Source organism: Burkholderia cepacia, assembly GCF_001718835.1.
GTDB lineage: Bacteria > Pseudomonadota > Gammaproteobacteria > Burkholderiales > Burkholderiaceae > Burkholderia > Burkholderia cepacia_F.
Genome location: NZ_CP013444.1, coordinates 2,241,153 through 2,256,354 on the forward strand (window position 1 = coordinate 2,241,153; position 15,202 = coordinate 2,256,354).

Here is a 15,202-nt window from a genome sequence, read left to right on the forward strand (position 1 = left end):
CGGGCTCACCCCGTATCTCCAACCATCATGTCAAACCAAGCAAAGAAACCCGTCATGAAACTCAACGCGCTTCTCCTGTCCGCGGCACTCGGCCTGGCCGTTTCGATCGGCGCGACCGGCACGTCGTACGCCGCCCAGCCGCCCGTCGCGGCGCAAACCGTTGCGGTCGCGCCGCAGTACGACACGACCCACGTGTACGTCGCCCCCGAAGACGTCGACCGCTTCGTCGCGAGCTTCCTCGCGACCTTCGGCGGCAAGAGCACGCCGCAGGTCGTCGCGACCGTCACGCCGACGCCGAGCTCGACCACGTCGCAACTGCTGCAGACGCCGGTCGGCACGGTCTCGCTGTTCGGCTTCAAGACGCCCGTGCCCTACCCGTTCGGCGCGGAACGCACCGGCTACCTCGTGAGCGACATCGACCGCGCGATCCGCGATGCGCGCGCGGCCGGCGCGAGCGTGCTGGTCGAGACGTTCCCGGACCCGATCGGCCGCGACGCCGTGATCCAGTGGCCGGGCGGCGTCAACATGCAGCTCTACGTCCATACGACGAAGCCGGACTACGCGCCGTTCGAGCGCGTGCCGGAGAACCGCGTCTACGTGCCGCGCGACGTCGCCAACGCGCTGATCCGCGGGTTCGTGCGCTTCTCGAACGGCAAGGTGGTGTCCGACGTCGCGCGCGCGCCCGGCGTCGAGATCGGCCGACCCGACGACCACTATCGCCGGGTCCGGATCGAATCGCCGTTCGGCAAAATGGTCGTCCTCGTGACGGACGGCCAGCTGCCCTATCCGTACGGCCGCGACACCACCGGCTACGAGGTCGCCAGCCTCGCGCAAACGCTCGACAAGGCCAAGGCCGCGGGCGTGACCGTGCTCGTGCCGCCGTACGCGGCGGACGGGCGCGACGCCGCGATCGTGCAGTTCCCCGGCGGCTACGTCGCCGAGATTCATCAGGTGACGCAGCCGTGATGCGCAAAGCCGACGCCGTGTTTCGACCGCCTCGCGCATCGGCCGGCGTCTGCGCCGCGCTGCTCGGCGCACCCCTGCTCGCGGCGCTGGCGCTCGCGCCGACGCCGGCCGCCGCGCAGGAGACCGACGCGCCGATCGTGCCGGACGCGCTGCCGACGCAGCGCCCCGCGATCATGACGAACCGCTGGCAGGAACGCTGGTATGCGCTCGCGAATCCGGCGTTGCGCACCGAGCCGCTCGACAGCCTCAAGTACATCCCGTTGTCGTCGACCGATCCGTACAGCTACGTGTCGCTGGGCGCGAGCCTGCGCGAGCGTTTCGAATCGACCGACGCGGGCAATTTCGGCGTCGGGCATACGGCGGGCGATTCGTACCTGATCCAGCGTTTTCACTTCAACGTCGACGTGCACCTCAACCGGCACGTCGAGCTGTACACCGAGTTCGAGGATGCGCGCGCGTTCGGCAAGAACACCGTGACGCCCACCGACAAGAACCCGCTCGACCTGCGGCTCGCGTTCGTGTCGTTCGTGCAGCCGTTCGACGCCGGCACGCTCAAGTTCCGCGTCGGGCGGCAGGATTTCCTGTTCGACTTGCAGCGCTTCGTGTCGTCGCGCGACGGCCCGAACGTGCGTCAGTCGTTCGACGCGGTCTGGGCGAACTGGGTCAGCGGCCCGTGGCGCGTGATCGGCTTCGTCAGCCAGCCGGTCCAGTATCGCGACGACAAGCCGTTCGACGACACGTCGAACCCGCACATGCGCTTCCATACGATCCGGATCGAGCGCCAGGTGCTCGGCAAGAACGAGCTATCCGCGTACTACTCGCTGTACGAGCGCGACAACGCGCACTACGTCGGCGCGCGCGGCAACGAACGCCGCAACGTGTTCGACGCGCGCTTCGCGGGTGCGGCCAACGGCATCGACTGGGATCTCGAAGCGATGGGGCAGACCGGCCGCGTCGGCCCCGCGAACGTGCGCGCGTGGGCGGCGGGCTCGCGCATCGGCTACACGTTCGCGAAGGCTGCGTGGACGCCCCGCATCGGGCTGCAGATCGACGCGGCGTCCGGCGACCGGCACCCGGGCGACGGCACGCTCGGCACGTTCAATCCGCTGTTTCCGAACGGCTACTATTTCACGCTCGCCGGCTTCACCGGCTACTCGAACCTGATTCACGTGAAGCCGTCGATCACGGTCAAGCCGATGCCGAAGCTCACGCTGCTCGGCGCGCTGGCGCTCCAGTGGCGCGCGACGACGGACGACGCGGTCTACACGCAGCCGGCCAACCCGGTCGCGGGCACGGCCGGACACGGCACGCGCTGGACCGGCGCGTATGCGCAGGTGCGCGCGGACTACACGTTCAACAGCCACCTGACGGGGGCCGTCGAAGGCGTGTACTACGCGGTGGGCGACACGATCCGGGCCGCGGGCGGCCACAACAGCGAGTACCTGGGCGTCGAGCTGAAGTTTGGATGGTGAGCGCGGTGTGCCGTCCTTGCCGGATCATTCGATCGGCAAGCGGCAACCGCGCAATCTCCAGCTCGGCCCCTTGACGCACCGATCAATCAAACAATCAGCGTCATCATCAATAAAATCAAAACGAAATCGCAAAACCTCAACAATAATCGACATTAAAAACGAGACACACAACCACAATAAAATGCAATCGACCACAACAAATCAATCACACATTTAAATCCCTCCAAACCTCAAAATCTGCCATAGAATCCATTCAACGCAACTCAAGCAACATAAAACTGGAATTCAAATTAAAAATTTACTCCAATAATTCACCCGCAACGTTTCGAGCGCACGACAACACATCACAAAAATTCCGTCACTCGAAAACCAATAACACCGACAGTAAATTCCATCTTTTTGCGACACGCGTTCGTCGCATCACGAAACGGGGTGCATTCCAGATTCCCGCGGGACGACACCTCGACGGCGTCAAGCATCAACCTTGCTCTCCCATTGAGCACCGCCTTTAAATTTCGACCAATGGTCGTCCCCATACAAAGCGCCGGATTGCAAGATCGCAGGAGATCGACATGAACAGGACCGGGCATCAACTCATTTTGATAGCATCAATTTCATTAATTTCGACGAGCCCTCATGCGCAGCAAATAAAAATCCAAGGCAATATCACGCAGATCACCATGCCGGAACAGAAACTGCAGAGGGCCACACTCGATTTCAAGAATGCGCTGCCGATGCCGCTGCCGCGGCCGAGAGTCGCGCCCGCCTCATTGACCGATTCGATGCTGTACGGGCCACCGCGCTTCCCCGGGAATCCGGGCGCTGAACGCGGCGGCACGGGAGACGGCAAGCTGCGGCCCGTGCAGCTCGCCCCTGCCAGCGATTCGAGTCAACCTGGCGTGGAGCCGCAGGAATTCGGCACGTCGAATCACCCGTTCACGACGAACCGGGTCAACGCCAACGGAGACAATACCCAGTATTACTACCCGTTCCGGGCCGCCGGGAAACTGTTCTTCAATATCGGCTCGGCAACCTACGTGTGCTCCGCCTCGCTGATCAAGCCGGGAATCGTCGTCACGGCCGCGCATTGCGTCGCGAATTTCGGTCAGCAGCAGTTCTACTCGAACTGGGTGTTCACGCCTGCATATAGCAATGGAACGGCGCCCTATGGCGTCTGGAGCGTGGCGTCCGCGACCGTCTTGACGTCGTACTACAACGGCACCGACCCATGTGCGCAGCCGGGCGTCATTTGCCAGGACGACGTGGCCGTGCTGGTCCTGGTCCCGCAAGCAGGCTCGTATGCGGGAAACAGTGCCGGCTGGTTCGGCTACGGCTGGAACGGCTACGGCTTTACTCCGTCCGGAACGACGCTGATCAACCAGCTCGGCTACCCGGTTGCGCTTGATGGCGGCGGCCTCATGCAGCGCAACGACTCCCAGGGATTCGTCGCCTCCGGCTCGTCGAACAATACGATCATCGGTTCGCTGATGACCGGCGGTTCGAGCGGCGGGCCGTGGCACGTCAATCTTGGCATGGCGCCGGTGCTCAACGGCACGAGCTTCGGCAGTGCGCCCGCTCGCAACACCGTGGTCGGCGTGACGAGTTGGGGATATACCGATCCGTCGATCAAGCAACAAGGCGCGTCGCCGTTTACGAGCGGCAACATCGTGCCCCTCGTGAATAACGTGTGCACCAGCTCGCCGGCGGCCTGTTGAATGCCGTCATCAACCGAGCGACACGGCGGGCAGGCCCGCGCCCGTCCTGCGCGGGCCGCGGACTCGCCTGCCGCTCGGCTAGCCTGACCGCCGAATCCGCGCCGACGCCGCCTCCAGATCGCGCCAGGCCGGCTGCCCCGGCGCGTAGCGCGCGCGAATGTAGGCGGCCAGCTCGGCCATTTGCCGGTCGTCGAATGCGTCGCCGAAACCCGGCATGTAGCCGAGCCCGGCGGTCGCCGGATGATCGATGCCGTTGTGCAGCACGCGCAACAGGTTGTCCGGCGCGTCCTGGCTCACGCTCGTATTCAGCCCCATCAACGGGCGCACGCCGAAATGGCCGACGCCGCCCGACTCCGCATGGCATACCGCGCAGGCCGTGTCGAACGCGCGGCGGCCGTTTTCGAGGCCGAGCGTCGCGGCCGCTTCGGCGCCGCGCGCCTGGCGAGCGGCCGCATCGGCGACGGCCGCGGCGTCGACGTGCGGCGACAGCGACGCGACGTAGTGCGCGATCGCGCGCACGTCCGACTCGGGGAGCGCCGCCAGTCCGGCGACGACCGGCGCCATCGGCCCCGCGGCAACGCCGTGCTGCGCCGAAAACCCGGTGCGCAGATAGTCGTACAGCGCATCCTCGGTCCACGGCACCGGCGACGCTTTCGACGCGACCAGCGACGGCGCCGTCCACCCTTCCGCGACGCCGCCCGACAGATACGCGAGCCCGCCCTTCTCCGCGCCGAGCGCGTTGCGCGGCGTGTGGCACGCACCGCAATGACCGGCGCCGTCGACGAGGTACTTGCCGCGATTCCACATCGCCGAGCGATCCGGCGCCGGCGCGAACGGCCGCGCGTCGTGGAACAGCCAGTTCCAGCCCGCGACGAGCCGGCGCTGGTCGAGCGGGAACGGCAGCTTCGTTTTCGGCGGCGTGTGCTTCACGGCGGGCTGCGACATCAGGTACGCATACAACGCCAGCAGGTCCGCTTCGCTCATGCGCGCAAACGCCGTATACGGGAACGCCGGGTACAGATGCGTGCCGTCGCGCGCGATGCCTTCGCGCATCGCCCGCGCGAAGGCGGAATACGTCCATGCGCCGATGCCGGTTTCCGGATCGGGCGTGATGTTGGTCGTGTAGATCGTGCCGAACGGCGTATCGAGCGCAAGGCCGCCCGCGTTGACCCGGCCACCCGGCGCGGTGTGGCATACCGCGCAATCGCCGGCGAGCGCGATCTGTCGGCCGCGCTCGAGCGTCGCCGCGCTCCACATCGCGCCGTCCGCCCCGCCCACCCCACCCGCCGCAACCGGCGCGATCGGCGCGGGGCCGGGCAGCAGCGTGCACGCCACGCCGATCAGCCCGCCGACCATGCCGCCGCCCCCGAGCCAGCGACGCCAGCGCGGCATTGCGGAACGCATCGCGGACTTCGACGACGCGCGCTCGTGCGTGTCGACCGGTATGGCACGCATCAACGCGGCGCGAATGCTTTCGGCATCGAACGGCGGCGCACGAAACCGGACGCCGGTCGCGTCGTACAGCGCATTCGCGATCGCTGCCGCCGCAGGCGCGGCGGCCTCGTCGATGCGTTGTGCATCCCGTGCCGACAGCGCGAGCGGACGCGCGTCCGCCGCGACGTCGCGCATCGCCACGAGTTCGTGCGAGACGGCCGCCCGCGCGTGCCCGTCCGCCTCGTCATGAGCGGGACGCGCGGACAGGCGCGCGCCCATCACGCGCGAGATCGTCGCCTCGATCTGCGACGCGGGCAATCCCGTCAGCGTCGCGCTACCCGGCTGCCCCGAGCCCCGCCCGGCCACGACGCGCCGCACGGCGACGTCGCCGGTCGAACGGTCGACGTCCACGTCGACGACCCACGCGGTCCAGCTTGCCTGCCTGTCGGTCGTCTCGCTCTTGCCTGCCGACCCGCCATCAACGGTCGCGGCGAAGGCGTGCGCGTCGTCATTGCCGGCTCCGGCCCGCTCGACGCCTGCCCCACCCATCGCCGCCACCGCGCCGTCGAAAGCAAAGCCGCGCCCGCGCAGCCGGGATGACGGCCGTTCGCTCGCCGATCCGGCCGACGCGCCCCATGCCGCCCGCTCCGCGACCATTCGGATGACTTCGCGCGGACCGGCATCGTCGCGTGGATCGAGATGCTGGAGACGCAGCACAACCGGATCGCGCCCCATGTCGCCCGCCAGTTCGTCGATGAACGACTCGCGCGCGAACACGTGCGCATGCGGTGGAATCGCACGGCCTGCATCGTCGATCTCGACCGACGCGTGCGCGTGCCGATAGACGAACGTCGCCGGCGCATCCGCGCAATTCGCGGCAACCGGCGCACGCAATTCGTCAGACAGGCGATCGAGCTGCGCGCGGTAGCGCCACGTCGTCATGCGGCCGTCATAGGCGGTACGGGTTTCGACGTCGAGCGCCGCGCGCGCGTCCGGATCGTCCGTCGGCCATCGATATTGCGCGTGCCGGTATCGGGACGCATCGCCGCCCGGGCTGGCCGCGTCGACGTCCGCGCCGCCGGGCGCGCCGTGCGCGTGCGTCGTCGGTTCACTGTTCATCGTCGTGTCGCAGATACCGCGCGGCGCGATGCACCGCCCGGATGATCTCGAGATGCGTGCCGCAGCGGCACAGATTGAAGCGCAGCGCGTCGCGAATCGCGTCGTCGTCCGGCGCCGGGTTGCGATCGAGCAGCGCCTTCGTGCTCATGATCATCCCGTTCAGGCAGTAGCCGCACTGCGCTGCCTGTTCGTCGATGAACGCCCGCTGGATCGGGTGCGGCGCATCGAGCGAGCCGAGCCCTTCGAGCGTCGTGACCGTCCGCCCGGCCGCCGCGGCGACGGGCACCACGCATGAGCGCGTCGCCTGCCCGTCGATCAGCACCGTACAGGCGCCGCACTGGCCGAGCCCGCAGCCGTACTTCGGGCCGTTCAGCGCGAAGTCGTTGCGCAGCACGTAGAGCAGCGGCGTATCGGGCGCGGCTTCGTCGACGGCGCGCTGCACGCCGTTGACGCAAAGCGCGAGCGGCCCCGCGACGGAAGTGGAATGCGACATGGGCTGATCCAGAAAATGGGCCTGGGGGCCTCGCAGCACGCCGTGCCGCCGACAGCGCCCGGCATTGCGCGAGGCCGCTGCGCGCAGTCAGGGATCGTACACGCGCCGGCGGCCGCGCCGCGCTCGTCAGGTGGTCGCCGCCACCTTGTCGTGCGACGGCGACACGAGCGGCACGTCGAACACATCGTACCCGAACACCCACGACGGATCTTCGTTCGCGCGCAGCCACGTGTTGTCGTGCGACACGCGCTGCACCTTCGACGCGCGCGCCGCGCGGTTCGCCTCATACAGCGCGAACGCGTCCGGGTAATCGCCGGCGCCGACCTCGTCGAGACAGCGCGCGAGCATCGCGGCGTCCTCGATCGCCATCGCCGCGCCCTGCGCCATGTGCGGCTTCATCGGATGGCACGCGTCGCCGAGCAGCACGAGGCGGCCGCGGCTCCACAGCGGCAGCGGGTCGCGCTCGAGCAGCGGCCACTTGGTGATCGACGGCGAGACGTCGATCAGGTGCTGGATATCCGGATGAAAGCCGGCGAACGCTTCGCGCATCTCGTCGCGGCTGCTGTCGACCATCGACACGCCTTCCGGCCACTCGGCCTGCGGCACGCCGGTCACGTAGTAGTACTCGTCGCGCTTTTCCGTCACGTAGTAGACCATCATGTGACGATCCTCCGACCACCACTTCACGCACATGTCGTAAGGCTTGTTGCCGAGCAGCGACGCGGGGAACACCGCCCGGTGCGCGACATACCCCGTGTAGCGCGGCGGCGCGGCGCCGAGCAGGTGCTCGCGGATCCGCGAATTCACCCCGTCGGCGCCGATTACGATGTCCGCGGTCTCGACGCTGCCGTCCGCGAAGGACAGGCGCACCGCGTCGCCGGTGTCGTCGACCGACGCCAGGCGCTTGCCGAAACGGATCGTGCCGGGCGTCACGGCCTGCGTCATCAGCGCATGGAAATCGCCGCGATGCACGGTCAAGTAGCTCGCGCCGTAGGTCTTCAGCGCGTAGTCGCCCAGCGGAATCCGCGCGATCACGTCGGCCGTCCGCCAGTCGCGGCTGGTCCAGCAATCCGGGTGCGAACCCATCCGGTTCAGCGCGTCCTCGCAGCCGATGCGCCGCATGACCTTCATCACGTTCGGGCCAAGGTGGATGCCGGCGCCAAGGCGTGAGAACGCGGGCGCCTGCTCGTACAACGCGACGTCGTAGCCGCTGCGCTGCAGAAGGCCGGCGGCGGCCGTGCCGCCGAGACCGGCGCCGATGATTGCGATACGGGGTTTGCTCATGCGGATCTCCTGAACGTGACGTGATCCCGCTGTGTCGAAGGTCCTCGAGCGGGCTGGTTGATGATGCGTCCATGTAGCGTACACACTCATAATAATTCCAACAAGGAGATTGTTTGCTGCTGCCTTCACATACTGTAAAACACGTACAAATCCCTTCAATAGAGCATCAAATGGTTAACCAAGCATGCCGCCGGGTTTTTGATACGTTGCAGTTTTCAAACGTACACACTAGACTTTGATCGAACCCGAGTGCGCTCGCCGCCCTTACCCGCCACGGAGCCTTCCGCCATGAGCAAGACTTACCGCATCGGCCAGATCGTGCCGAGTTCCAACACGACGATGGAAACCGAGATTCCCGCGATGCTGCGGCTGCGCGAAACGATTCGCCCCGAACGCTTCACGTATCACTCGAGCCGGATGCGGATGAAGAAGGTCGTCAAGGAGGAACTCGCGGCGATGGACGCCGAATCCGACCGCTGCGCGCTCGAGCTGAGCGACGCGCGCGTCGACGTGCTCGGCTACGCATGCCTCGTCGCGATCATGGCGATGGGCCACGGCTATCACCGCGTGTCGCAGGCGCGCCTGACGAAGCACACCGCGGACAACGGCGCGCAGGCGCCCGTGCTGACGAGCGCGGGCGCGCTCGTCGACGCGCTGAAGGTGATCGGCGCGAAGCGCATCGTGGTCGTCGCGCCGTACATGCTGCCGCTCACCGAACTGGTGGTCGACTACATCCGCCACGAAGGCTTCGACGTGCTCGCGTACCGCGCGCTGGAGATTCCGGACAACCTCGACGTCGGCCGCCACGATCCCGCGCGCCTGCCCGACATCGTGAAGACGCTCCCGTGGCAGGACGCCGACGCGATCGTGCTGTCCGCATGCGTGCAGATGCCGTCGCTGCCGGCGGTCGCGAAGGTCGAGGCGATGACGGGCAAGCCCGTGATCACGGCCGCGATCGCGACGACCTACGCGATGCTGCGCGAGCTCGACCTCGAGCCGGTCGTGCCGGGCGCGGGCGCACTGTTGTCCGGCGCGTATTGACGCGCGCCACCTCTCGAACGGAGCCCATCCATGCCCTCGACCTTCCTGTACGGCGCGAACGTTCATGCGAACGGCATCCGCCAGCATTACCTGCGCTACGGCGGCGCAACTCACGCGCGCGCGGCACGGCCCGCCGTCGTGCTGATCCCCGGCATCACGAGCCCCGCGATCACGTGGGGCTTCGTCGGCGACGTATTCGGCGCGGCGTTCGACACCTACGTGCTCGACGTGCGCGGCCGCGGGTTGTCCGAAGCGTCGCCCGCGCTCGACTACGGCCTCGACGCGCAGGCCGACGACGTCGTGGCGTTCGCGGCCGCGCTCGGCCTGTCGCGCTTCAGCCTCGTCGGCCATTCGATGGGCGCGCGGATCGCCGCGCGCGCCGCGCTGCGCCGCCCGCGCGGGCTCGAAGCGGTCGCGCTCGTCGATCCGCCTGTGTCGGGCCCGGGCCGCCGCCCGTATCCGGGCAAGCTGCCGTGGTACATCGACTCGATGGCGCTCGCGCGCACCGGCACCGACGCCGAGGGGATGCGCGCGTTCTGCCCGACCTGGACCGACGCGGAGCGACAACTGCGCGCCGAGTGGCTGCATACGTGCGACGAGCGCGCGGTGCGCGCGTCGTACGAAGGCTTCCATACCGATGATTTCCACGCGGACGCCGCGCGGCTCGACGTGCCCGCGCTGCTGATCACGGCCGAGCACGGCGACGTCGTGCGCGACGACGACGTCGCGGAGCTGCAGCGCGCAACGCCGTCGCTGCGGCACGTGCGCGTGCCCGGCGCGGGCCACATGATCCCATGGGACAACGCGGCCGGCTTCTACGCGGCGTTCGGCGCGTTCCTCGGCGCGCCGCTCGCGGCCTGACCCTTTCCTTCACGCACATACCGGAGCCGACGATGCCAGTCAGCGATACTCAACTGATCGACGCGTGGAAGCAGGTGCTCACGCTGTCGCGCCTCGAACCGGGCCAGACCGTCACGATCCTGACGAGCCCGGCCACCCACCCGCAAACCTTGTCGTGCGCGCTGATCGCGACGCAGATGATGGGCGCGATCGTGAACCGGCTCGACCTGCCGCCCGTCAACGGCGACAAGGCGTTCAGCCGCGATCCGCTCGCGTACCTCGGCACGACGCCGCTCACCGGCAACCGCGCGGCGATCGCGGCGCTGAAGGCGAGCGACCTCGTGCTCGACCTGATGACGCTGCTGTTCTCGCCCGAGCAGCACGACATCCTGAAGTCCGGCACGAAAATCCTGCTCGCGGTCGAGCCGCCGGAAGTGCTCGCGCGCATGGTGCCGACGCAGGCCGACCGCACGCGCGTGCTGGCCGCCGCCACGAAAATCGCCGCCGCGCGCGAGATGCGCGTGACCTCGGCGGCCGGCACCGCGCTCACCTGCCCGCTCGGCGACTTCCCGCCGACCGCCGAATACGGCTTCGTCGACGCGCCGGGCCGCTGGGACCACTGGCCGAGCGGCTTCGCACTGACCTACCCGAACGACCGCACCGCGCGCGGCACGATCGTGATCGACCGCGGCGACATCCTGCTGCCGCAGAAGCACTACGTCAGCGAGCCGATCACGCTCACCGTCGAAGGCGGCTACGCGACGCGCATCGAAGGCGGCGTCGACGCCGACCTGCTGCGCGACTACATGGAGACCTTCGCGGACCCGGAGGGCTATGCGATCTCGCACATCGGCTGGGGGCTGCAGCCGCGCGCGCGCTGGTCGACGCTCGGCCTGTACGACCGCGAAGCGACGATCGGGATGGACGCGCGCGCGTTCGAAGGCAACTTCCTGTTCTCGCTCGGCCCGAACAACGAAGGCGGCGGCAGCCGCACGACGGCCTGTCACATCGACATTCCGCTGCGCCGCTGCACGGTCGCGCTCGACGGCGAGACCGTCGTGCGCGACGGCCGCGTGATGGATCAACCCGCCTGACGAACCGAGACCCGCGATGAACGACCTTTCCCGCCACGCCGAAGCGCACGTCTACCAGCAGCAGGGCTTCGGCACGCCGCTGCCGCCGCATGGCAACATCGGTCTCCTGATCGTCGACTTCGTCGTCGGCTTCGCCGATCCCGCGACGTTCGGCGGCGGCAACATCGCGCCGGCGATCGCACGCACGACGCACGTGCTGGCGCTCGCGCGCCGGCGCGGCTGGCCGGTCGCGCACAGCCGCATCGTGTACGCGGCCGACGGCAGCGACGACAACGTGTTCTCGCTGAAGGTGCCCGGGATGGCGACGCTGACCGAGGATCACCCGAACAGCGCGATCGTGCCCGAGCTCACGCCCGCCAAAGGCGAGCTCGTCGTGCGCAAGACCGTGCCGTCCGCGTTCTTCGGCACGCAACTGAGCGCGTGGCTCACGCAGCGCGCGGTGCAGACGCTGCTCGTCGCGGGTGCCGTGACGAGCGGCTGCGTGCGCGCGAGCGTCGTCGACGCGATGTCGCACGGCTTTCGGCCGCTCGTGCTGTCCGATTGCGTCGGCGACCGCGCGATCGCGCCGCACGACGCGAACCTGTTCGACATGCAGCAGAAGTACGCGGCCGTGATGCCGCTCGACGCCGCGATCGCGGCGATCGATGCGGTGCACGCGCGCTAGGGCAACCGCCGCGCGATTGACGCGCCGCTTTTGGCCGCCTAAATTCGTTCGCGTCGAATGCGGCGGCACGGCGGCATCGCGGCGCGTCATGCGCCGATGCCGCCCCTTATCGGCCCGACTGGAACGCCTGACCGTGAACCCTTCCGAACTGCTCGTGCGCGACGGCTGCCTGGCCCTGATCCGGCAGCCCGCGCCGCCCGTCAAGCCCGCGCCCGGCCAGCCGGGCAGCCTGTCGTCGTACGTGCCCGACCGGCCCGAGGCGTTCGTCGCGATTCTCGACGACGGCCGCATCCTCGGGTTCAACGGCCACGTCGATCTCGGCACCGGCATCCGCACGTCGCTCGCGCAGATCGTCGCCGAGGAGCTCGACGTGCCCGCCGCGCGAGTCTCGATGGTGCTCGGCGACACCGCGACGACACCGAACCAGGGCCCGACCATCGCCAGCGCGACGATCCAGATTTCCGCGGTGCCGCTGCGCTGCGCGGCCGCGCAGGCGCGACACGCGCTGCTGCAGCTCGCGGCCGAACGCCTCGGCGTCGCCGCCGCGCGGTTGTCGAGCGACGACGGCTGCATCTTCGCGACCGGCGAGCCGGATGCGCGCCGCGTGACGTTCGCCGACCTGGTCGCCGGGCGGCGCATCGCGCTCGAACTGGACCTGAACACGCCCACCAAGGATCCGGCGACGTACCGGATCGTCGGCCGCGCGTCGCCGCGGGTCGACATTCCGGCCAAGGCAACCGGCGCGCTGACGTTCGTGCACGACGTGCGCGTGCCCGGGATGCTGCACGGCCGCGTGGTCAGGCCGCCCTATGCCGGGATCGACAGCGGCCCGTTCGTCGGCGCGTCGCTCGTCGACGTCGATCGCGCGTCGGTCGCGGACGTGCCCGGGTTGCGCGCCGTCGTCGTCGAGGGCGATTTCGTCGGCGTCGTCGCCGAACGCGAGGAACACGCGATACGCGCGGCGCGCCAGTTGCGCGTGACGTGGCGCCCGCTTCCCGCGCTGCCGCCGCTCGACGCCCCCGCCGCCGCAATCTCGGCCGCGCCGGCGCGGCGCCGCCCGCTGCTGGAAGAAGGCGACGTCGACGCCGCCCGCGCGCTGCCCGGCGCGATCACGCTGTCGCGCACGTATGCGTGGCCGTACCAGATGCACGGCTCGATCGGCCCGTCGTGCGCGGTCGCGGATTATCGCGCGCCGGGCGACGGCCGGATCACCGTGTGGTCCGGCACGCAGAACCCGGCGTCGCTGCGCTGCGACCTCGCGACTCTCGTCGTGCGCGACGAAGCCGACTTCGACATCGTGCGGATGGAAGCGGCCGGCTGCTACGGCCGCAACGGCGCGGACGACGTGTGCGGCGACGCGCTGCTGCTGTCGCGCGCGGTCGGGCAACCGGTGCGCGTGCAGTTGTCGCGCGCCGACGAACATGTGTGGGAACCGAAAGGCGCGGGCCAGGTGATGCAGGTGACCGGCACGGTCAGCCGCGACGGCCGGTTGCTCGGCTACGACTTCTCGACCCGCTATCCGTCGAACGACGCGCCGCTGCTCGCGTCGCTGTTGACCGGCGTGGTCGCGCCCGGGCCGCGCGTGTTCGAGATGGGCGACCGGACCGCCGTGTCGCCCTATGCTTGCCCGAGTCGCCGCTTCGTCTGCGAGGATCTCGCGCCGCTCGTCCGCGCATCGTGGTTTCGCGGCGTGTCGGCGCTGCCGAATTCGTTCGCGCACGATGCGTTCGCCGACGAATGCGCGGCAATCGCCGGTGTCGATCCGCTCGAATTCCGCCTGCGCCATCTGAACGACATGCGTGCCGCCGAACTGCTGCAAGCGGTTGCGGCGCGCGCGGGATGGACGCCCCGCCCGCGCCGCGCGCCGGACGCCGCGCGCGTCGCGTACGGCCGCGGCATCGCGTATGCGCGCTACGTGCACAGCCGCTTTCCGGGATTCGGCGCGGCCTGGTCCGCGTGGGTCGTCGACCTGACGGTCGATCACGCGACGGGCGAGATCCGCGTCGAGCGGATCACCGTCGGCCAGGATACCGGCACGATGATCAATCCGGACGGCGTGCGCCACCAGGTCCACGGCAACGTGATCCAGGTGCTGAGCCGCACGCTGAAGGAGCGCGTGCGGTTCGTCGACGGCAAGGTCGCGTCGCGCGAATGGGCGAGCTATCCGATCCTGACGTTCGACGAGGTGCCGGCCGTCGACGTCGTGCTGATGCCGAGGCAGGGCGAGCCGCCGCTCGGCGCGGGCGAGTCCGCATCTTTGCCCGGCCCGGCGGCGCTCGCGAATGCGATCTTCGATGCGACAGGCGTGCGCTTCTACGCGCCGCCCTTTACGCCCGAGACGATCCGCGCGGGCCTGCGTGCGGCAGGCCGGCTGCTCGCGCCCGAAGCGACCGGACCGGTGGCGGGTTGCGCCTGAGCGTCGCGCGGGGGGCGAACGCTCATTCCTCTTCGGATTCCATCATCTTGCGCAGCAGGAATTGCAGCGCCACACGCTCGCCCGGGTTCAGCGCGCCATAGGTGCGCTCCGTCACCTGCTTCGCGAACGGAACCGTCCGGTCGATCAGCGCGAGGCCGGCCGCCGTCGCGCGCACCAGCAGCTTTCGGCCGTCGTTCGGATCGTGCAGCACCTCGATCAGCGCGCGCGTCTTGAGCCGGTCGACGACGCCCCGGATCGTCGCCTGATCGATCGCGGTCGCCTTGACGATGTCGTTGAGCGAGCACGCCTGCTGCTGCTTGACCGCGCACAGCGCGACGAACTGCGCGGCGGTGAGATCGGAATCGGGAATCGCCTCCTGAAAGATGGCGACGTGCCGCTGATACGCGCGGCGCAGCAAATGCCCGATCTGGTCGTGAAAGTCGTAGGAATCCTTGGAAGACGCCATGAAAGTAAGGGGGCCGGCGCGGCCTGAAACAGAAAGGTAACGAGTGTACACCCTGAACTTGAATGCATCGCCCGCGTACCCCGCCCGGTCTTGCGGAAGCTCATGGCCGCTTCGGCGGCACCCGGGTTTTGAAGTGCACACGCACCATTCACGTGCGTATCACCCCGTCTCGCCCCGCACCGTCGCGCGGTCCCGGAT

At 68.7% G+C, this 15,202-nt stretch carries 12 protein-coding genes; 8 read left to right on the top strand and 4 right to left on the bottom strand.

The genetic code is table 11. From position 1 onward, the window contains the following. Positions 1–54 precede the first annotated feature (54 nt). The 3 genes from WT26_RS29925 to WT26_RS29935 all read left to right on the top strand — a co-directional run bounded on the left by WT26_RS29925 (position 55) and on the right by WT26_RS29935 (position 4,153). Positions 55–966: a VOC family protein gene (locus WT26_RS29925; RefSeq protein WP_069274658.1), complete on the top strand. Its 912-nt coding sequence runs from the start codon at positions 55–57 to the stop codon at positions 964–966. Beyond that, the gene (locus tag WT26_RS29930) at positions 966–2,438 is read left to right on the top strand and encodes an alginate export family protein (protein ID WP_080485767.1); all 1,473 of its coding nucleotides are present in this window, start codon (positions 966–968) and stop codon (positions 2,436–2,438) included. Before WT26_RS29925 ends, WT26_RS29930 begins: the two co-directional genes overlap by 1 nt. A 572-nt stretch (positions 2,439–3,010) precedes the next feature. Continuing rightward, complete coding sequence (locus WT26_RS29935; RefSeq protein ID WP_230461652.1) at positions 3,011–4,153, top strand: trypsin-like serine peptidase; 1,143 nt, start codon at positions 3,011–3,013, stop codon at positions 4,151–4,153. A gap of 78 nt (positions 4,154–4,231) precedes the next feature. Here the strand turns inward: WT26_RS29935 and WT26_RS29940 are convergent, their stop codons facing one another. From WT26_RS29940 to WT26_RS29950, 3 genes are all read right to left on the bottom strand, one after another. Continuing rightward, on the bottom strand, positions 4,232–6,706 hold the full coding sequence (locus tag WT26_RS29940; RefSeq protein ID WP_069271433.1) for a cytochrome c: 2,475 nt from the start codon (positions 6,704–6,706) through the stop codon (positions 4,232–4,234). Further along, a complete protein-coding gene (locus WT26_RS29945) occupies positions 6,696–7,199 on the bottom strand; it encodes a (2Fe-2S)-binding protein (protein WP_059771135.1) in 504 nt (167 codons plus the stop codon). Before WT26_RS29945 ends, WT26_RS29940 begins: the two co-directional genes overlap by 11 nt. A gap of 126 nt (positions 7,200–7,325) precedes the next feature. Then, the gene (locus WT26_RS29950) at positions 7,326–8,483 is read right to left on the bottom strand and encodes an FAD-dependent monooxygenase (protein WP_059860380.1); all 1,158 of its coding nucleotides are present in this window, start codon (positions 8,481–8,483) and stop codon (positions 7,326–7,328) included. A 288-nt stretch (positions 8,484–8,771) separates the two neighbouring features. Here WT26_RS29950 and WT26_RS29955 point away from each other — a divergent pair, with 288 nt between their 5' ends. The 5 genes from WT26_RS29955 to WT26_RS29975 all read left to right on the top strand — a co-directional run bounded on the left by WT26_RS29955 (position 8,772) and on the right by WT26_RS29975 (position 14,538). Then, the gene (locus WT26_RS29955; RefSeq protein ID WP_059910810.1) at positions 8,772–9,524 is read left to right on the top strand and encodes an Asp/Glu racemase; all 753 of its coding nucleotides are present in this window, start codon (positions 8,772–8,774) and stop codon (positions 9,522–9,524) included. A gap of 30 nt (positions 9,525–9,554) precedes the next feature. Next, positions 9,555–10,385: an alpha/beta fold hydrolase gene (locus tag WT26_RS29960; RefSeq protein WP_069271434.1), complete on the top strand. Its 831-nt coding sequence runs from the start codon at positions 9,555–9,557 to the stop codon at positions 10,383–10,385. A 32-nt stretch (positions 10,386–10,417) separates the two neighbouring features. After that, a complete protein-coding gene (locus WT26_RS29965) occupies positions 10,418–11,458 on the top strand; it encodes a 2,5-dihydroxypyridine 5,6-dioxygenase (RefSeq protein WP_069271435.1) in 1,041 nt (346 codons plus the stop codon). Between the two features lie 16 nt (positions 11,459–11,474). Further along, positions 11,475–12,122 carry an isochorismatase family protein gene (locus WT26_RS29970; protein ID WP_060050325.1) on the top strand — a complete coding sequence of 216 codons (648 nt, stop codon included), beginning with the start codon at positions 11,475–11,477 and terminating at the stop codon, positions 12,120–12,122. A gap of 133 nt (positions 12,123–12,255) precedes the next feature. Then, on the top strand, positions 12,256–14,538 hold the full coding sequence (locus WT26_RS29975) for a xanthine dehydrogenase family protein molybdopterin-binding subunit (protein WP_069271436.1): 2,283 nt from the start codon (positions 12,256–12,258) through the stop codon (positions 14,536–14,538). Between the two features lie 22 nt (positions 14,539–14,560). Here the strand turns inward: WT26_RS29975 and WT26_RS29980 are convergent, their stop codons facing one another. Then, positions 14,561–15,004: a MarR family winged helix-turn-helix transcriptional regulator gene (locus WT26_RS29980; protein WP_010099627.1), complete on the bottom strand. Its 444-nt coding sequence runs from the start codon at positions 15,002–15,004 to the stop codon at positions 14,561–14,563. Positions 15,005–15,202: the final 198 nt, after the last annotated feature.

Coding starts and splice junctions, on each gene's coding strand:
- WT26_RS29925 (WP_069274658.1), top strand. CDS start 55: ATGAAACTCAACGCGCTTCTCCTGTCCGCGGCACTCGGCCTGGCCGTT.
- WT26_RS29930 (WP_080485767.1), top strand. CDS start 966: ATGCGCAAAGCCGACGCCGTGTTTCGACCGCCTCGCGCATCGGCCGGC.
- WT26_RS29935 (WP_230461652.1), top strand. CDS start 3,011: ATGAACAGGACCGGGCATCAACTCATTTTGATAGCATCAATTTCATTA.
- WT26_RS29940 (WP_069271433.1), bottom strand. CDS start 6,706: ATGAACAGTGAACCGACGACGCACGCGCACGGCGCGCCCGGCGGCGCG.
- WT26_RS29945 (WP_059771135.1), bottom strand. CDS start 7,199: ATGTCGCATTCCACTTCCGTCGCGGGGCCGCTCGCGCTTTGCGTCAAC.
- WT26_RS29950 (WP_059860380.1), bottom strand. CDS start 8,483: ATGAGCAAACCCCGTATCGCAATCATCGGCGCCGGTCTCGGCGGCACG.
- WT26_RS29955 (WP_059910810.1), top strand. CDS start 8,772: ATGAGCAAGACTTACCGCATCGGCCAGATCGTGCCGAGTTCCAACACG.
- WT26_RS29960 (WP_069271434.1), top strand. CDS start 9,555: ATGCCCTCGACCTTCCTGTACGGCGCGAACGTTCATGCGAACGGCATC.
- WT26_RS29965 (WP_069271435.1), top strand. CDS start 10,418: ATGCCAGTCAGCGATACTCAACTGATCGACGCGTGGAAGCAGGTGCTC.
- WT26_RS29970 (WP_060050325.1), top strand. CDS start 11,475: ATGAACGACCTTTCCCGCCACGCCGAAGCGCACGTCTACCAGCAGCAG.
- WT26_RS29980 (WP_010099627.1), bottom strand. CDS start 15,004: ATGGCGTCTTCCAAGGATTCCTACGACTTTCACGACCAGATCGGGCAT.